The 17,778-nt window shown below is 52.9% G+C and carries 14 protein-coding genes and 1 other RNA gene; 6 read left to right on the forward strand and 9 right to left on the reverse strand.

The features are described 5' to 3' along the window. Window positions 1-45 precede the first annotated feature (45 nt). Window positions 46-282: a major outer membrane lipoprotein gene (locus AAGR08_RS10345; RefSeq protein ID WP_007892735.1), complete on the forward strand. Its 237-nt coding sequence runs from the start codon at window positions 46-48 to the stop codon at window positions 280-282. 75 nt (window positions 283-357) lie between these two features. Here the strand turns inward: AAGR08_RS10345 and AAGR08_RS10350 are convergent, their stop codons facing one another. From AAGR08_RS10350 to sufA, 7 genes are all read right to left on the reverse strand, one after another. After that, a complete protein-coding gene (locus AAGR08_RS10350) occupies window positions 358-1,374 on the reverse strand; it encodes a L,D-transpeptidase family protein (protein WP_345826817.1) in 1,017 nt (338 codons plus the stop codon). Between the two features lie 61 nt (window positions 1,375-1,435). Further along, window positions 1,436-1,852 carry a cysteine desulfuration protein SufE gene (gene sufE, locus AAGR08_RS10355; RefSeq protein ID WP_097094103.1) on the reverse strand — a complete coding sequence of 139 codons (417 nt, stop codon included), beginning with the start codon at window positions 1,850-1,852 and terminating at the stop codon, window positions 1,436-1,438. Between the two features lie 20 nt (window positions 1,853-1,872). Continuing rightward, a complete protein-coding gene (gene sufS / locus AAGR08_RS10360) occupies window positions 1,873-3,096 on the reverse strand; it encodes a cysteine desulfurase SufS (protein ID WP_345826818.1) in 1,224 nt (407 codons plus the stop codon). Further along, window positions 3,093-4,370 (reverse strand): Fe-S cluster assembly protein SufD, encoded by a 1,278-nt coding sequence (gene sufD / locus AAGR08_RS10365; protein WP_097094105.1) that lies wholly within the window; start codon window positions 4,368-4,370, stop codon window positions 3,093-3,095. Before sufD ends, sufS begins: the two co-directional genes overlap by 4 nt. After that, window positions 4,345-5,091: a Fe-S cluster assembly ATPase SufC gene (gene sufC / locus AAGR08_RS10370; RefSeq protein WP_008102973.1), complete on the reverse strand. Its 747-nt coding sequence runs from the start codon at window positions 5,089-5,091 to the stop codon at window positions 4,345-4,347. Before sufC ends, sufD begins: the two co-directional genes overlap by 26 nt. 34 nt (window positions 5,092-5,125) lie before the next feature. After that, the gene (sufB, locus tag AAGR08_RS10375) at window positions 5,126-6,619 is read right to left on the reverse strand and encodes a Fe-S cluster assembly protein SufB (RefSeq protein WP_097094106.1); all 1,494 of its coding nucleotides are present in this window, start codon (window positions 6,617-6,619) and stop codon (window positions 5,126-5,128) included. 7 nt (window positions 6,620-6,626) lie between these two features. Next, window positions 6,627-7,001 carry a Fe-S cluster assembly scaffold SufA gene (gene sufA / locus AAGR08_RS10380; protein WP_097094107.1) on the reverse strand — a complete coding sequence of 125 codons (375 nt, stop codon included), beginning with the start codon at window positions 6,999-7,001 and terminating at the stop codon, window positions 6,627-6,629. A gap of 388 nt (window positions 7,002-7,389) precedes the next feature. Here sufA and AAGR08_RS10385 point away from each other — a divergent pair, with 388 nt between their 5' ends. Continuing rightward, window positions 7,390-7,794 carry a hypothetical protein gene (locus tag AAGR08_RS10385; RefSeq protein WP_345826819.1) on the forward strand — a complete coding sequence of 135 codons (405 nt, stop codon included), beginning with the start codon at window positions 7,390-7,392 and terminating at the stop codon, window positions 7,792-7,794. Between the two features lie 30 nt (window positions 7,795-7,824). On the opposite strand, the gene AAGR08_RS10390 is transcribed toward AAGR08_RS10385, so the two are convergent. Then, the gene (locus AAGR08_RS10390) at window positions 7,825-10,878 is read right to left on the reverse strand and encodes an FAD-binding and (Fe-S)-binding domain-containing protein (RefSeq protein ID WP_345826820.1); all 3,054 of its coding nucleotides are present in this window, start codon (window positions 10,876-10,878) and stop codon (window positions 7,825-7,827) included. Between the two features lie 205 nt (window positions 10,879-11,083). On the opposite strand from AAGR08_RS10390, the gene ydiK reads away from it, so the two are divergent. Further along, entirely contained in the window at window positions 11,084-12,196 is a 1,113-nt protein-coding gene (ydiK, locus tag AAGR08_RS10395) for an AI-2E family transporter YdiK (RefSeq protein ID WP_097094110.1), read from the forward strand. Between the two features lie 368 nt (window positions 12,197-12,564). Then, window positions 12,565-12,672: antisense sRNA RprA (rprA, locus tag AAGR08_RS10400), an RNA gene on the forward strand. A 99-nt stretch (window positions 12,673-12,771) separates the two neighbouring features. Here the strand turns inward: rprA and ppsA are convergent. Continuing rightward, window positions 12,772-15,159 (reverse strand): phosphoenolpyruvate synthase, encoded by a 2,388-nt coding sequence (gene ppsA, locus AAGR08_RS10405; protein ID WP_097094111.1) that lies wholly within the window; start codon window positions 15,157-15,159, stop codon window positions 12,772-12,774. Window positions 15,160-15,609: 450 nt separating this feature from the next. On the opposite strand from ppsA, the gene AAGR08_RS10410 reads away from it, so the two are divergent. Then, window positions 15,610-16,437: a pyruvate, water dikinase regulatory protein gene (locus AAGR08_RS10410; protein WP_097094112.1), complete on the forward strand. Its 828-nt coding sequence runs from the start codon at window positions 15,610-15,612 to the stop codon at window positions 16,435-16,437. Between the two features lie 288 nt (window positions 16,438-16,725). Continuing rightward, window positions 16,726-17,775, forward strand: a complete 1,050-nt coding sequence (locus AAGR08_RS10415; protein ID WP_345826821.1) for a 3-deoxy-7-phosphoheptulonate synthase — start codon at window positions 16,726-16,728, stop codon at window positions 17,773-17,775. Window positions 17,776-17,778: the final 3 nt, after the last annotated feature.

Genomic DNA, 17,778 nt, shown 5'->3' on the forward strand with positions numbered 1-17,778 from the left:
TTGTAACGCTACATGGAGATTAACTCAATCTAGAGGGTATAAAGAATGAATCGTACTAAACTGGTACTGGGCGCGGTAATCCTGGCTTCAACTATGCTGGCTGGTTGCTCAAGCAACGCTAAAATCGATCAGCTGTCTTCAGACGTTCAGACTCTGAACGCTAAAGTTGATCAGCTGAGCAACGACGTGAACGCAATCCGTTCTGACGTTCAGGCTGCTAAAGATGACGCAGCTCGCGCTAACCAGCGTCTGGACAACCAGGCTCACTCTTACCGTAAGTAAGAGTTCTGGTTTGAAAAATGGTGCCCATGTGGCACCATTTTTTTTGTCTTGATTCTGTGATGCGCTGGCCCGAATTTAAGGTTGCGTCACCGCTTCACCTTTGGCCTCGACAATCTTTGTCTGCTCCGAACCCCTTCCCTGCTGTATCTCTGCCTCATCCGTTACCGGCTCTCCGCTGCTCACTAACACCGGCATACCAGAACGGCGCGTTATCGCCTCCTTGATCAGGGCCGTATCGCTCCCCGCGCTCTTAATGAAAGATTTCAGCGCAGTGGATTGTGCAATCGGCATCGTTTGCGGATCGTCCTGCTCATTGCGCGACAAGGGCTGATGCACCTCAACGTAACGCTTACCGTCAGGTTCGATCGCATACTTGATTGGCTGGTTGATGACCTGCACGCGCGTTCCTTTTGGCACGCTATTAAACAGTGCTTCGATATCATCAGGACGCAGACGAATGCAGCCCGAGCTCACTCGCATACCAATCCCGAAATCCGCATTGGTACCGTGAATCAGGTACTGCCCGGTACCGCGCGCCAGACGCATGGCAAACAGGCCCATGGGATTATCCGGTCCTGCTGGCACCACGCCAGGTAAGGTGATGCCCTCTTTGGCATAGCGTTTGCGGATATTGGTGGTCGGTGTCCAGGTTGGATTTGGGATTTTCTGGCTAATGCTGGTGACCATCGTCGGCGTCATTGCGCCCAACTGACCGATACCAATCGGGTAGACCACGACACGATCTTCGCCTTTGGGATAGTAGTAAAGCCGCAGCTCAGCAAGATTAATGACGATTCCTTCACGTGGCGCATCGGGAAGCAGCATCTGTAGCGGTACGGTCAATTGGGTGCCCGCTTTCGGCAGCCAGGGATCGACGCCAGGATTGGCCTCTAGCATGCCAAGTAAGCCTATCTTGTAATGCGCTGCAATGCGCTCTAGCGGCCTTTTGTCATCAGGTACGATGGTCAGGGTATTCTCGCCAATTAAACGGCTGTTATCGGCAGGCAGGGGATATTCCGTTGCAAATGCAGGTGCAGAGAGTCCGCAACAGGACAACAGCAATGCACCGGCTAAACGTAAGGCAGGTTTCATGCAATTTTCTCTTTGTCGGATAGAACAGACCCCGGTCATGCCGGGGTCTGGAGAGTGTAACTTAGCTGAGGCTCTGAGCGTTATGTCGGATCGCGCGAATCATCGCTTCAAGCCCCTGCGAACGCGAGGGGGTGAGATGTGAGGTTAGCGCTAATTCGCCGAACCAGTGACGCACATCGAGATCGAGAATCTCCGGCGCCTTAAGCCCTTGATACAGGCTAAATACCACTGCAATCAAGCCTTTAACAATGGCAGCATCACTATCACCTTCGAAAGCGATGGTACCATCCGCCTGTGGTGTCATGCGTATCCACACCTGGCTCTGACAACCTGAAATTACGTATTGAGGCTGCTGTAAGCTTTCGGAGGATTCTGGTAATTTCCCACCGAGTTCAATGATGTAGAGGTACTTCTCTTCCCAGTTTGCGCAACGATTAAAGTTACGCACCAGTCTCTCTTTATCTGGCAAATTCGCCATGAATCACTCCTGAAATCTGCTCAACCACCCAGCAGACGATGAATACGGGTTAAACCTGCGGCCAGACGATCGGCTTCCTCTTCGGTATTGTACAACGCGAAGGAGGCACGACACATTGCCGGCACCGCATAATGACGCATCAGCGGCATCGCGCAGTGATGGCCAGTGCGGATCGCAATACCGTATTGATCAAGGAAGCTGCCAACGTCAAACGCATGATGCTTGCCGAGGTTAAAGGCAATCACACCGCTGCGGCTTTCCGGACCATAAATAATCAGATCCGGTACCGACGCCAGCTTATCCAACGCATAGCGCATGAGCATTGATTCGCGCTGATGAATCACATCAAGGCCCAGCTCGGTGATCCAGGTTAACGCTGCACCAAGACCGATGATGCCGCCGGTATTGGGCGTACCCGCTTCAAAACGCCACGGCGCAGTATTCCAGGTGGTGCCCGTTGGCAACACAACCTCAGAAATCATCGAACCGCCGCCTTCCCATGGTGGCATAATCTCTTGCAACGCTTTACGCGCGTACAGCACACCAATGCCAGTCGGACCATAAATTTTATGGCCTGAGAACGCGTAGAAATCGCAGTCAATATCCTGCACATCCACCGTGTGATGCATCACCGCCTGCGCGCCGTCCACCAAGGTGACTACGCCGGCCGCTTTCGCCTGCGCGACGAGGGCTTTCACCGGGTTAACCGTGCCGAGCACGTTAGAAACGTGAGTCACCGCCAACAAACGGGTACGGCTGTCGATCAAGCCGCTCAGCTGCTCCAGCGCCAGTTCACCCTGCGCATTAAGCGGCAGTACGCGAATCTCTGCGCCGGTGCGCTGTGCCACCATCTGCCACGGCACGATGTTCGCATGATGCTCCATCTCGGTAACGATGATGTTATCGCCCGGCTGCAGCTGACTGCCACCCCAGCTGTTCGCCACCAGATTGATAGCTTCAGTGGTACCTTTGACAAAGATGATCTCTTCGGGCGTAGCAGCATTGAGGAAACGCGCCGCCTGATGACGTACGTTCTCCATGTCGGTGGTCGCCTGCGCGCTCAGCGAATGGATACCGCGGTGCACGGCTGCATAGCCGTGCTGATAGAAATAACTTTCCGCATTGATGACCGCGAGCGGGCGCTGTGCGCTGGCCGCGCTATCAAGGTAGGCCAGCGGATGTCCGTTGACCTCACGTTTCAGAATCGGAAATTCCGCTCTGATGCGTTCGAGATCGAAACTCATGACTCAACTCCCGGGATACGCGCGGCAATGCGCTGCAGCACCACCTGACGCAGTACCGGATTCTCCAGCGTTTCGGTGAGTTCAGCGGCAAAAGCATGAATGATCATACGCTGGGCGGCAGTCTCATCGATGCCGCGCGAGCGCAGATAGAACATCTGCTCTTCATCAATACGACCAATGGTCGCACCGTGGCTGCACTTCACGTCATCAGCATAGATTTCCAGCTGCGGCTTGGTGTCCACTTCCGCCAAACGGCCCAGCAACAGGTTATTGTTGGTCATTTGGCCGTCGGTTTTCAGCGCGTGAGGTGCCACTTTAATCATACCGTTAAACACCGCACGCCCTTTGTCGCGCGCGATAACTTTGTGCATCTGACGGCTAATGCAGTGGCCTTTATTGTGCTCGAGGTAGCTGCGGGTATCGCACACTTCCTGATTCACCGGCAATGACAAGCTATTAATCGCCAGATTGGTATTTTCGCCATTCAGCTGCGCACTGGTGTTGTGGCGCGATAAGCCGGCCCCCAGCAGGAAGCTGGTGGTTGACACATTCGCATCACGGCCCATCACCACGTCATTGTGCGCGAAGTGGTAAGCCTTCTCGCTCTCGAATGACAGTTTGATATGCTGCAGTTTAGCGTTATCGGCCACGTCGAAGGTAAAACGTGCGCCGGTAAAATGCGCCACATCATTCAGAGTGACGTAGTGTTCAATCACTTCCGCTTCTGCGCTGGCTTCCAGCTGCAGATGGTGACGATGATGCACGGTAGTAGTGCCTGCATCCTGACCGCTGGTAATGTGCAGCAGATAAAGCGGTTTGGCCGCTGATTTGCCACGCGCCAAACGAATCGTCGTGGCCTCTTCTGCCAGGCTTTCGGTCAGATGCAGGAACACTTCCGGCTGAATCGGTGCCGGCAACGGACGACGATCGGAGGCTTGCGCATGTTGAATCTCAAACAGGCCAGTATCGCGACTGCTTAACTCGGCATGGAAACGGCCATCAACAAACACCAGACGCACCGCATCAATTGGCAATGCCAGCGCATCAACCTGTTCCGCGCTCACGTCCTGCGGCTGAGGCAGCACAAACTGCTGCGCCAGCAGACCATCAAGCGGCGTGTACTTCCAGTTCTCATGCTTACGCGTCGGCAGGCCGACACGCATCAGTTGCTGCCAGTGCTGCTGTGCCTGCAGTGAACGGACTTCACCGCGCGATTCAAACAGATGATGCCACTGCTGCAGAGCGTTATCACTCTTGGTCGGTAAGCCAGCCATAGCCTTGCTCCTCCAACTGTTTAACCAGTGAGAAATCGCCAGACTTAACGATTTTACCCTGATACAGCACGTGTACATGATCTGGCTTGATGTAATCCAGGATGCGCTGGTAGTGCGTAACGATGATGAAAGAGCGCTTACCGTCGCGCAGGCTGTTCACGCCTTCTGCCACGATTTTCAGCGCATCGATATCCAGACCGGAGTCGGTTTCATCAAGGATGCACAGCTCAGGTTCCAGTGCCGCCATCTGCAGGATGTCATTACGCTTCTTCTCACCACCGGAGAAGCCGACGTTTACTGAACGGGTCAGCAGATCTTCCGGCATCTTCAGCAGCTGGATTTTGTCTTCGATAAAGTCCTGGAAGTCAAAACGATCCAGCGGCTCCTGTTCACGGTATTTACGCACCGCATTGACGGAAGTCTGCAGGAAGAACTGGTTGCTGACGCCCGGGATTTCTACCGGATACTGAAACGCCATGAAGATGCCTTCACCGGCACGCTCTTCGGGCTCCAGCTCCAGCAGATCTTTGCCCTTAAAGGTGACCGAACCGCCAGTGACTTCGTAATCTTCACGGCCAGCCAGCGTTGCTGACAGCGTACTTTTACCGGAACCGTTCGGTCCCATGATGGCATGGACTTCACCCGGCTTAACTTCAAGGTTCAGACCGCGCAAAATCTCTTTGTCTTCAACGCTAACCTGCAAATCTTTAATGCTTAACATACTCTTTCCTTCACATTGCTTCCGGCAACGGGCATCAGCCCACACTGTGCTCAAGGCTGATAGCTAACAATTTTTGCGCTTCCACGGCGAATTCCAGTGGCAGCTCGGAGAAAACGTCTTTACAGAAGCCGTTGACGATCATTGAAATCGCATCTTCTTCGCTAATGCCACGCTGCAAGCAGTAGAACATCTGATCTTCACCGATGCGCGAAGTGGTCGCCTCGTGCTCCAGATGTGCCGTGTTGTTGCGCGTTTCCACGTACGGGAAAGTGTGCGCGCCGCACTCAGCACCAATCAGCATCGAATCACATTGGGTGAAGTTACGCGCGTTGGTGGCGGTTGGCATGATTTTCACCAGGCCGCGATAGGTGTTCTGGCTCTTACCGGCAGAAATCCCTTTTGAGATGATGGTCGACTTGGTGTTTTTACCAATGTGAATCATCTTAGTGCCGGTATCCGCCTGCTGGCGACCTGCGGTCAGGGCAACGGAATAGAACTCACCAATCGAGTAATCACCGCGCAGGATGCAGCTAGGATATTTCCAGGTGATCGCTGAACCCGTTTCGGACTGCGTCCAGGACATCTTACTGTGATCGCCTTCGCACAGCGCACGTTTGGTCACGAAGTTGAGGATACCGCCCTCGCCTTCACCGCCCGGGAACCAGTTCTGTACGGTGGAATATTTCACTTCGGCATTTTTGTGGATAATCACTTCTACTACGGCTGCGTGCAGCTGATAGGTGTCACGCACTGGCGCGGAGCAACCTTCGATGTAGCTGACGTAACTGTCTTCATCGGCCACCAGAATAGTGCGTTCGAACTGACCGGTTTTTGCCGCATTGATGCGGAAATAGGTCGACAGCTCCATCGGACAACGTACGCCTTTCGGGATGTAAACGAAGGTACCGTCGGAGGCCACAGCGGAGTTCAGCGCAGCAAAGAAGTTATCGTTTGGCGGCACGACCGTGCCAAGATACTTCTGTACCAGCTCAGGATGATCGTGAATCGCTTCGCCGAAGGAGCAGAAAATGATGCCCTGCTCGGCCAGCTTGTCGCGGTAAGTTGTTGAGACGGAAACGGAGTCGAAAATAGCGTCGACCGCGACTTCACGTCCTTCACGCACCGGAACACCTAATTGGTTGAAAGCATCTTCTACTTCCTGAGTTAAATAATCGCTGGACGCGACGCTGCCGGAAGTTTGGGTAGCGCCGGGTTCAGACGCACAGCTGTCGTCGCAGTTGCCGCAGGACGGCGCGGAGTAGTAGCTGTAATCCTGATAATCCAGTTTTTCGTAGTGCGCTTTCAGCCAGTGCGGCTCTTCCATCTGTTCCCAGGCGCGGAACGCCTTCAGACGGAATTCAAGCATCCATTCAGGTTCGTTACGTTTGGCCGAAATCGCGCGCACCACATCTTCATTGATGCCGTGGGCAAATTCGTCGGTTTGTAACTGGGTAAAGAAGCCCTCTTTATAATTGAGCTTGCCTTCCCACATTTGTACATCGTCAGATGCTTCGCTGTGTCGTGACATATTTCACTTACTCGACGCCAAAGCTCTCACCGCACCCGCAGGCGTGTTGAGCTTTAGGGTTGTTGAATTTAAAAATCTGGTTAAGACCTTCGCGGACATAATCCAGCTCGGTACCGTCAACAAACGGCATCGCCTGAAGCGGCACAAACAGTTTTGCGCCAAACTGCTCAAACTGCAGGTCGTCATCGGCAGGCTCTTTCACCAGGTCCATAACGTACCCAAAACCGGCACAGCCGGACGTTTTCACACCCAGTTTCAAACCCTTGACTTCAGGGTCTTGTTCTACCAGGTTAAGAATCTGTTTCGCTGCCGATTCGGTCAGCGTGAGCCCTTTCCAGACGAAATCTTCGGGTGAAAAAGAGTCGGCATTAACTGATGACATTGTGCTACCTCATAAGTCTGGGCCTTTTCAGGCTATCCCCCTATGGTAGTGATATCAGATATCACTTCAACCTCTTGTTTTGCAGGGATAATCATCTCGTGCTATTTTTACTGCTGCTTTATTAAGCATAGTCGCTTCAAAGCAGATTGACGGCGGCATTCCCGTGCACACCACTGCAACGTAACCCCTTAAATTGGCGCAAAATTTTATAAATCAATTTTACGTTTCATTCATAATTGATAGGTTACGCCTTTCTAGTATGTAAAGAAATTGTTATTGCCGATTTTATTAACAGGCAGAGGGAATCAATAAAATTCACGGCGGGAATTGCATTCCTGACACGGTTGAATATGATAATGATTATCATTAACCTATTTAAGGTGGCGATATGACGCTTACCGTCTCAGCCTGGTTACAACATAAAATCGACGACTATAAGTTTGCGGTGCGCGATATCACCGTGGACTTCTATATGGCTCAGGCAAAGCTCAACCGTACCGATTGCACCCTCGAACAGCTGCGCCGTTTCAACGACACCTGTCTCGACATGGCAGAAATCTGTGAGATAAATGGTGACGACCACAGTTTTTTGCACGCCATGGGTAAGCTCCATCACCGCTTAGTCCAGGAGATGGGCAATGCCGATCGTGACCGTTTATTTCGCATTCAGGCCTATCAACTGGCGCGCCTGTCATTAACACGTTTGTGTCATCAACTGGCGCTCAGCGGCGAGTGGGATCAAGCTACCCGCCTGCAGAGTGATTTCGTCCGTCACGCAGGCTGGATATTCTAATCCAGCTTTGTGACGACTCCTACAATTTGTTTACATCATTTCCAGTAATGCTTGCAACGGATGACGCATCCCGTTGCCTTCCGCGCGCTTCACCTGACTGCGACAGGAGAAGCCGGTAGCCAGGCAGCGTTGTCGTGGCAGCTTTTGCAGCTGTGGATGCCATGACAGCTCGTAAATCCCCAGCGAATTCTCCAGATTTTTACTTTCATGGCCGTAAGTACCTGCCATGCCGCAACAGCCTACGTTGACGTTCTCCAGCTTCGCGCCAAAGCGAGCAAAAATGCCCTGCCACTGATTCGGCGTGGACGGCAGTGCCGTTACCTCGGTGCAGTGCGCGAACAGATACCAAGCCTCGCCGCTGGCAGTTTGCACCGCACGCTCAGCCAGCGCCGTGTGCAGCCATTCGTGCACCAGCTGCACGTTAAACTCACCGCGCTGCTCACCCAGCACCTGATTGTACTCATCGCGATAACAAAGCACGGTTGCCGGATCGACGCCCACCATTGGCACGCCAAGTTTCGCCACGCGATTGAGGAAATCTGCGGTTTTACTGGCGGTACGCGCAAAGCGCTGCAGGAAGCCTTTTACATGCTGCGCTTTGCCATTGGGAGAGAACGGCAGTAACACCGGGCGATAACCGAGCTTTTCGATCAGCTTGACGAAATCGGTCACCAGCTGCGCTTCGTAATAGCTGGTAAAGGGATCCTGCACCACCAGCACACAGTTTTCACGTTGTGTGGTCTCCATTGCCTCTAGCTGCTCCAGCGTGAGGTTCATCGCCGGATGACCGCTCAACTGTTGCTTGAGGCTCGGTGATGACAGCAGCGGCAAATCCACCATGCCAATGTGCGTTTTACTGATATCGCGCATCCACGGCTGTTTCAGGAAGAAGTTGAACACCTTAGGGGCTTTCGCCATCAACGGCGCATAACTCTCAACGGTTGCCACCAGATGATCGCTCACTGGACGCAAATAGCGGGTGTGATAAAGCTGCAAAAAGCGCGAACGGAAATTCGGCACATCAATCTTGATTGGGCACTGCGTCGAACAGGCTTTACAGGCCAGACAACCCGACATCGCCTCTTTTACCTCATGGGAGAAGTCATATTCCCCTTTCTTCGCGTGCCAGGAATTACGCGTGCGTTGAATCAAGGTGCGCAGGCTGGCCCCCTGTTTGGGCAAAGCATGTTCCAGTTGCAGAGGATCAACCCCCTGCTCAGAGAGCAAACGTAACCATTCACGCGTTAACGTGGCGCGGCCTTTCGGCGAATGAATGCGATTACGGGTAATTTTCATCGACGGGCACATCGGGCTGTTCACGTCAAAATTGAAGCACAAACCGTTGCCGTTACACTCCATCGCACCGCGCCACTCATTGCGCACCGTGACGGGAATCTGACGATCGTAGGTACCGCGTTTCACCGCATCCACCTGCATCATTGGTTCGTTGCTCTTCAGCGGTGTGCAGATCTTGCCAGGATTGAGGCGGTTGTCGGGATCGAACGCCGCTTTAATACGACGTAGCTCATTGAACAGCGTTTCACCGAAGAATGCCGGGCTGTACTGTGCGCGGAAACCTTTGCCGTGCTCGCCCCACAATAAACCGCCGTAGCGGGCGGTTAGCGCGACCACTTCATCGGAGATCTGCTTCATCAACAGCTCCTGCTGCGGATCGCACATATCCAGCGCCGGACGCACGTGCAACACGCCCGCATCCACGTGGCCAAACATGCCGTAACTCAGGCCGTGGCTGTCGAGCAGCGCGCGAAACTCAACGATGTAATCGGCCAGCTGTTCTGGCGGTACCGCCGTATCTTCAACAAACGGTATCGGCTTAGCGCGCCCTTTGGCGTTACCCAGTAGGCCCACCGCTTTTTTGCGCATGTTATAGATGCGCTCAATGCCGGCCACATCGTTACACAGCTGATAACCAATGACGCCGCCGGATTGCTGCAGCATTAATGCATCCAGACGCAGGCACAGCGTGGCAATTTGCTGCTCGATCAGTTCGGCATCATCACCGGCAAACTCCACGATGTTCAGGCCCAGCATCTCTTTGTCTGGCACATCGGTAATCAATTCATGCACCGAGTGCCAGACGATATCTTCACGCGCCAGGTTCAATACTTTCGAGTCAACCGTTTCCACCGACAGCGCTTTGGCTTCCACCATAAAAGGTGCATTGCGTAACGCCGAGTCGAACGAATCATATTTGATATTCACCAAACGACGCACTTTGGGAATGGGCGTGATATCCAGGCGCGCTTCAGTGATAAAGGCCAGCGTACCTTCCGCACCGCATAACAGGCGCGTGAGATCGAAGGTTTGCAGATCATCGCTGAACACATGCCGCAGATCGTAACCGGTGAGAAAGCGGTTCAGCTTAGGGAATTTTTCCAGAATCAAACTGCGCTGTTCACGGCAGCGCGTTAATACCTGCTGATAGATGCGCCCTTCAGCGGTTGGCGTGCTCGCCAGCTGTTCTGCCAGTTCGGTTGGCATCGCGCGCGTATCGAGGATATCGCCGCCTAACAGCACCGCGCGCAGCCCTTCGACGTGATCGGAGGTTTTGCCATACACCAGCGAACCTTGCCCGGAGGCGTCAGTATTGATCATGCCACCCAAGGTGGCGCGGTTACTGGTAGAGAGTTCCGGCGAGAAGAAGAAGCCGTAAGGTTTTAGCCACGCATTAAGTTGGTCCTTCACCACGCCCGCTTCAACCCGCACCCAACCCTGTTCGGTGTTGATTTCGAGGATGCGGTTCATGTAGCGCGACATATCAACCACGATGCCCTGATTAAGCGATTGCCCGTTAGTACCGGTGCCACCACCACGCGGGGTGAAGACCAGGCTATTAAAGCGCGCTTCTGCGGCCAGACGCGCAATTAGCGCCACATCAGCCGTCGATCGCGGAAACAGCGCCGCATCAGGCAGCAGTTGATAAATACTGTTATCGGTGGATAGCGACAGGCGATCGGCATAGCTGGTGGCCGTATCGCCAGTGAACCCTTGCTCTTTTAAGGACTGCAGGAATGTCAGCACCAGTTGAACGAGGCCCGGTGCCTGAGAAATCTGTGGGATCATTATTGAGTGACCGAGATGTTGTAAACGTTTGCGTCGTGATTTTTTTCAGCCCTTGGTTTTATCATACTTTTTTGCCGCACGCTGTTTTTTCAGGAAAGCGCATGGCCGCCGCTGCTTTTCCTGTTTAATTTCCCGGAAATAGATCATCATTAATTAGGGCCGTTCAGCCCCACTCTGAAGGATTCAATCGAGGTTAAATGTTGTGATGAAAAGCCTGCAACGCGGTATGGATTTACCGCAAATGCTGTTCTCGTTGATGTTCATTCTGATCATGATCGTCGCCTGTCTGTGGGTGGTTCAGCCGTTTATTCTGGGCTTCGCCTGGGCCAGCATGGTGGTGATCGCTACCTGGCCATTGATGATCCGCCTGCAACAGCTGATGTGGGGAAGACGCTCGCTGGCGGTTATTGCCATGACGCTACTGCTCTTACTGCTGTTCATTATTCCTATCGCTCTGCTGGTAAGCAGCTTAATTGATAACAGCGCGCCGGTGATCGCCTGGGCAACGCAACGCCATTTGGTGATGCCCGATTTTGCCTGGCTACGTGACATTCCTTATGGTGGCAACAAGCTTTATTCGAGCTATCACAAATTAGTGGATGGCGGAGGATCGGCGATGTTGAGCCAGGTACAACCCTATATAGGTCGTACTACCGGCTTCTTTGTGGCGCAGGCCGGACACTTTGGCCGCTTCATGATGCATCTCGTCGTAATGTTGCTGTTCAGCGTGCTGCTGTATTGGCGCGGGGAGCAAGTTGGGCAAGGCATCCGACATTTTGCTTACCGTATGAGTGGTCGCCGCGGTGATGCCGCCGTGCTGCTGGCAGGTCAGGCGATTCGTGCCGTGGCGCTTGGCGTGGTGGTCACGGCGCTGGTACAGGGCGTGCTCGGCGGCATTGGCCTTGCCATTTCCGGTATCCCCTATGCCACATTATTAACCGTGCTGATGATTCTGACTTGTCTGGTGCAACTCGGCCCGCTGGTGGTGTTAGTCCCGGCCATTATCTGGCTGTACTGGAGCGGTGATACCACGTGGGGCACCGTGCTATTAGTCTGGAGTTGCGTGGTAGGCACATTGGATAGCGTGCTGCGGCCGGTACTGATTCGTATGGGCGCGGATTTGCCGATGATCCTGATTCTTTCCGGCGTCATTGGTGGCTTAATTGCCTTTGGCATGATTGGGCTGTTTATTGGTCCCGTAGTGCTGGCGGTCTCTTATCGCCTGGTAACGGTGTGGATGCATGAAGCACCCGAGCCGGATGATGATATGCAAACGGCTATCGAAGCGCTTGACGATCACGAAGAACACCCACATTAAGTTTTGTCGCGCACCGTTGTAGGGTCGCCGCGCGTGAATGGCGACCCGCTTTACCCCGCCCCGTAAGCATTACGCTCTGCAAAGTAACATTGCAATTTCTCCGCTTTAGATTGGCCTTACTTTAACCGGCCTAATGCCACTTCATCGTCATCGGTCATTACCCTGCAGGAATTATTTTTTTTCATAAGCGATTTTTAAGAAAAAACGATGTTTTAGCGGCTTTAGCGGGGTTTGGCTAATGGAATGATTATTTTTCGGACTGAATCAAGGGGGTACACCGATGAAAATGACCATGAAAGATTATCAGCTTTAAACTAATAAGAGGATTCTTAAAGACGCCACAAGGCCTGATGAATAACATGTTTCCTATGTTTGAAATCAAGCTACTGATTTCTAAACAACCTTATTCCCCTGAGTAAAGTGAAGAATTGCTGTGTGTAGTCTTTGCCCATCCCCTGTGATGGGCTTTTTTTTGCCTGTTTTTCACGTAAAAAGATAAGGCCAGCAGCGCTGGCCTTAATGATTTCATTAAGAACACATTAGATTCACCTCTAACGTGTCTTTATTCCTCTTGATCAGTGTTTCGCGGCGTTCAGTTCTGCCAGACTCAGCCATGTCTCTACTACCGTGTCTGGATTGAGGGACAGGCTGTCAATGCCCTGCTCCATCAGCCACGCGGCAAAATCCTGATGATCAGATGGACCCTGACCACAGATCCCCACGTATTTACCTTGTTTCTTCGCGGCTTTAATGGACATGGAGAGCAATGCTTTGACGGCATCATTACGCTCGTCAAACAGCGCTGACACCACGCCGGAGTCGCGATCCAAACCCAGCGCCAGCTGCGTCATGTCGTTGGAACCAATCGAGAAGCCATCAAAGTGCTCGAGGAACTGCTCTGCCAGCAAGGCATTTGAAGGGATTTCACACATCATAATGACCTTCAAACCGTTTTCGCCGCGCTTCAGGCCATTTTTCGCCAGCTCCGCAACCACCGCTTCGGCCTGATCCACTGTACGCACGAAGGGGATCATGATTTCGACGTTGGTCAATCCCATTTCATTGCGCACACGTTTCACCGCCTCACACTCCAGCTTGAAGCAGTCGCGGAAGCTGTCAGCCACATAGCGGCCGGCGCCACGGAATCCCAGCATCGGGTTCTCTTCTTCCGGTTCATAACGCTCGCCGCCCACCAGGTTAGCGTATTCGTTAGTTTTGAAATCAGAGAGACGAACGATAACGCGCTTCGGCGCAAACGCCGCCCCCAGGGTGGCAATCCCTTCTGTCAGACGACCGATGTAGAACTCAATTGGATCATCGAAACCTTTCATCATCTGGCGAATCTGCTGCTGCAGCTCAGGCGTTTGCTGGTCGAACTCCAGCAGCGCTTTCGGATGCACGCCAATCATGCGGTTAATGATGAACTCCAGACGCGCCAGACCCACACCTTCGTTCGGCAAGCAGGCAAAGTCGAAGGCGCGATCGGGGTTACCGATGTTCATCATAATTTTCAGCGGCAGATCCGGCATGGTATCCACCTGCGAGCTGGTGACTTCAAAGTCCAGCAGTTCACCATACACATAACCGGTATCACCCTCGGCACAGGACACCGTCACCTTCTGACCATCTTTCAGATGGTCGGTTGCATCACCACAGCCCACTACGGCAGGGATGCCCAGTTCACGGGCGATAATGGCCGCATGACAGGTTCGTCCACCGCGATTGGTCACGATCGCTGAGGCTTTCTTCATAATCGGTTCCCAATCGGGATCGGTCATGTCAGTGACCAGCACATCGCCTTTTTCAATGCGGTGCATTTCACTGATGTCATGGATAACTTTAACTTCACCGGCACCGATGCGATGGCCTATGGCGCGTCCTTCTACTACGACCTTGCCCTTGCCTTGCAGCGTATAGCGCTCCATCACCTGACCGTTAGATCGCACTGTTTCCGGCCGCGCCTGCACAATAAACAGCTTACCGGTGTGGCCATCTTTCGCCCACTCAATGTCCATTGGGCGCTTGTAGTGCTGCTCAATTAGCACCGCCTGACGCGCCAGCGCCTGCACTTCGTCATCGGTTAAACTGAAGCGATCGCGCTGCTCTTGCTCGACGTCTTCAATGCGCACCTGCTCGCCATGTTCCTGTGAATCGGCGTAGACCATGCGCAGCTTTTTCGAGCCCATGGTACGGCGCACAATCGCTGGGCGATTGGCTGCCAGCGTCGGTTTATGCACGTAGAACTCATCCGGGTTGACAGCGCCTTGCACTACCATCTCACCCAAACCGAACGCCGAGGTGATAAACACCACCTGATCAAAGCCCGATTCAGTATCAATGGTAAACATCACGCCGGACGATGCGAGATCCGATCGTACCATCCGTTGAATACCTGCAGAGAGCGCGACGCCGCGATGGTCGTAGCCCTGATGCACACGGTAAGAGATGGCGCGATCGTTAAATAAGGAAGCAAATACGTGCTTAACCGCGATAATCACCGCGTCATAGCCCTGCACGTTCAGGAAAGTCTCCTGCTGACCGGCAAATGAGGCATCGGGCATATCTTCGGCGGTGGCCGACGAACGCACAGCGAAGGAGGCTTCGGCATCATCAGCAGAGAGTTGTTCGTAGGCACTGCGAATCGCCGCTTCCAGCTCAGGCTGGAATGGCGTGTCCACCACCCATTGACGAATCTGTTTACCCGCTTGCGCGAGCTCAGCAACATCATCAACATCCGTTTTATCCAGCAAATCATAAATGCGCTGGTTCAGTCCGCTTTGATCGAGAAACAGATTAAACGCGTAAGATGTGGTCGCATAACCGTTGGGAACGGAAACACCCAGCGACGACAAATTCGTAATCATTTCTCCGAGGGAAGCATTCTTGCCCCCCACCCGATCAACATCATGCATGCCAAGCTGGTTGTACCAGAGCACTAGCGACTGTTGGTCTTGAATGGACATTGAGATTATCCTTTTAAATGATTGGTTCACATATGGAACATTTTGCTATTCGCAGAAATAGCTTGGCACAACCCATAAATAAAGACTAAGTGTTGAATCGTTAAAGCAGGAAAAGAGCGGCAAAATAGGATTAGTACCCAGAATTAATGATGTTGCGCAAACGGCCGATTTAACGCTAACAAACTGCTATATCGTTATTTTTCCCTTTTTCAGAGGGTTAGCCATTGATTTACGTTGCGCAACGCCTGCAAACTTTATTTCATGCGCGAAAAAGAAAATGCGCGAAAATAACGCTTTTCAAAACAGCATTTCATCTAATATTGATTATCAACGTGCTCATTTTCGCCAACGAGCAGTAAACAGTATGGATATTTCATTTCTTATCACTTTAAAATGAAATAGTAAGGTTGATGATATCTGTCATTTATAGACATGAGGGTTAAGCAGACTATGAGCACTGAACGTAGCGTCTTCTACATTTCTGATGGTACCGCCATCACTGCCGAAGTGCTGGGGCACGCGGTGCTTTCACAGTTCCCGGTTATCACCAACAGCGTCACGCTACCCTTTGTGGAGAATGTTCAGCGTGCACAAGCCGTGAAAGCGCAGATTAATGCACTCTATCAGCAGAGCGGCGTGCGGCCGCTGGTATTCTTTTCGATTGTCACGCCCGATGTGCGTGAAATTATCCTGGAGAGCGAAGGCTTTTGTCAGGATATCGTTCAAGCGTTGGTGGCACCGTTACAAAGCGAATTAGGTGTGGCTTCGATGCCGGTGGCGCACCGTACGCATGGTTTGACTGCCAGTAACCTTGGCAAATATGACGCGCGCATCGCGGCAATCGACTATACCCTCGCGCATGACGATGGCATTTCCCTGCGCGGCCTTGAAGATGCACAGGTAATTTTGCTTGGCGTGTCGCGCTGCGGTAAAACGCCCACCAGCTTGTACCTGGCGATGCAGTTTGGCGTGCGGGCCGCTAACTATCCGTTTATCGCCGATGATATGGACAATTTGAAGCTGCCGCCGGCGCTGCGTGCGCATCAGCATAAATTGTTTGGATTAACTATCGATCCGGAACGTCTGGAAGCGATTCGTCAGGAGCGTGCGGAAAATACTCGTTACGCTTCGCTGCGCCAATGTCGTCTGGAAGTGGGAGAAGTAGAAGCGCTCTTCCGCACCAACCAAATTCGTTACCTCAACAGTACCAACTATTCGGTGGAAGAGATTGCCACCAAAATCCTCGATATCATGGGCCTGAGTCGTAGCATGTATTAACTGCCTTCTGTAGGGTCGCCATTTATGGCGTAATGCTGCTCACTTAAGCAAATCATTGCCTGATTATGCAGGTGCGCATGAATGCGCACCCTACGAAAACCCAGCTCTGTAAACGTAGGGTCGCCATTTATGATGACCTCATCGGTATTACGATCGTAAAGCCTGGCTTCCGTCTTGTTTTAAGACCTTTGTTTTTAGCAGGTTGAATTCGCAGGCTAATGGTTTATTGTGATCACCATCACTTCCCGGTATTTCACCGCTGCGAAGAACCATTTTTTGAGAATCCGAATGAACAAGACTGATGAACTGCGCACTGCGCGCATCGGCAGCCTGCTGACTCCAGCTGCGCTCGCGCATGAACATCCTATTTCGGCGGAAATCGCCGCCAACGTTACTGCGGCCCGTCAACGTATTGCACGTATTCTGACCGGCGAAGATACGCGTTTGCTGGTCATTATTGGCCCCTGCTCGCTACACGATCCTAAAGCAGCGATTGAATACGCTAAACGTCTGAATGAACTGCGTGAACGTCATCAGGATCGGCTAGAGATCGTGATGCGCGCCTACTTCGAAAAACCGCGTACCGTGATTGGCTGGAAAGGTCTTATTTCCGATCCCGATCTGGATGGCAGCTACGATGTGAATCGCGGCATCGCTATCGCACGTAAACTGCTGTTGGATATCAACGCGCTGGGCATGCCGACCGCCACCGAATTCCTGGATATGGTGATCGGCCAGTTTATTGCCGACCTGATTAGCTGGGGCGCCATTGGTGCTCGCACCACTGAAAGCCAGATACACCGTGAGATGGCTTCAGCGCTCTCTTGCCCGGTGGGTTTCAAAAACGGCACCGATGGTAACGTGCAAATCGCGGTTGATGCGATTCGCGCCGCGCGCGCCAGTCATATGTTCCTGTCGCCGGATAAAAACGGTCAGATGACCATTTATCAAACCAGCGGCAATCCACATGGTCATGTCATTCTGCGCGGCGGTCGTCAGCCAAACTATCACGCTGAAGACGTGGCGGCGGCGGCGGCCAACCTGCGCGATTTCAATCTGCCAGAACAGCTGGTGATCGACTTCAGCCATGGCAACTGCCTGAAACAGCATCGTCGCCAACGGGATGTCGCCGATGATGTGGCGGCGCAAATCCGCGCCGGTTCACGAGCGGTCGCGGGCGTGATGATTGAGAGTTTCCTGCAGGAAGGGAACCAGAAAGTGGTCAGCGGCGAAACGCTGATCTATGGTCAGTCAATCACCGATCCGTGTCTCGGCTGGGAAGAGAGCGCTGAGGTGCTGGAGAAACTGGCTGCCGCAGTCGACAGCCGCTTTAATTAACGC

The organism is Pantoea sp. BRR-3P, assembly GCF_039621635.1.
GTDB classification, from domain to species: domain Bacteria; phylum Pseudomonadota; class Gammaproteobacteria; order Enterobacterales; family Enterobacteriaceae; genus Pantoea; species Pantoea floridensis.

Excerpts from the sequence above, each read along its gene's own strand:
- ppsA (WP_097094111.1), bottom strand. The coding sequence starts at position 15,159 with ATGTCCATTCAAGACCAACAGTCGCTAGTGCTCTGGTACAACCAGCTT.
- ydiK (WP_097094110.1), top strand. The coding sequence starts at position 11,084 with ATGAAAAGCCTGCAACGCGGTATGGATTTACCGCAAATGCTGTTCTCG.
- AAGR08_RS10345 (WP_007892735.1), top strand. The coding sequence starts at position 46 with ATGAATCGTACTAAACTGGTACTGGGCGCGGTAATCCTGGCTTCAACT.
- sufD (WP_097094105.1), bottom strand. The coding sequence starts at position 4,370 with ATGGCTGGCTTACCGACCAAGAGTGATAACGCTCTGCAGCAGTGGCAT.
- sufE (WP_097094103.1), bottom strand. The coding sequence starts at position 1,852 with ATGGCGAATTTGCCAGATAAAGAGAGACTGGTGCGTAACTTTAATCGT.
- AAGR08_RS10415 (WP_345826821.1), top strand. The coding sequence starts at position 16,726 with ATGAACAAGACTGATGAACTGCGCACTGCGCGCATCGGCAGCCTGCTG.
- sufC (WP_008102973.1), bottom strand. The coding sequence starts at position 5,091 with ATGTTAAGCATTAAAGATTTGCAGGTTAGCGTTGAAGACAAAGAGATT.
- AAGR08_RS10350 (WP_345826817.1), bottom strand. The coding sequence starts at position 1,374 with ATGAAACCTGCCTTACGTTTAGCCGGTGCATTGCTGTTGTCCTGTTGC.
- sufA (WP_097094107.1), bottom strand. The coding sequence starts at position 7,001 with ATGTCATCAGTTAATGCCGACTCTTTTTCACCCGAAGATTTCGTCTGG.
- sufS (WP_345826818.1), bottom strand. The coding sequence starts at position 3,096 with ATGAGTTTCGATCTCGAACGCATCAGAGCGGAATTTCCGATTCTGAAA.
- AAGR08_RS10390 (WP_345826820.1), bottom strand. The coding sequence starts at position 10,878 with ATGATCCCACAGATTTCTCAGGCACCGGGCCTCGTTCAACTGGTGCTG.
- AAGR08_RS10410 (WP_097094112.1), top strand. The coding sequence starts at position 15,610 with ATGAGCACTGAACGTAGCGTCTTCTACATTTCTGATGGTACCGCCATC.
- AAGR08_RS10385 (WP_345826819.1), top strand. The coding sequence starts at position 7,390 with ATGACGCTTACCGTCTCAGCCTGGTTACAACATAAAATCGACGACTAT.
- sufB (WP_097094106.1), bottom strand. The coding sequence starts at position 6,619 with ATGTCACGACACAGCGAAGCATCTGACGATGTACAAATGTGGGAAGGC.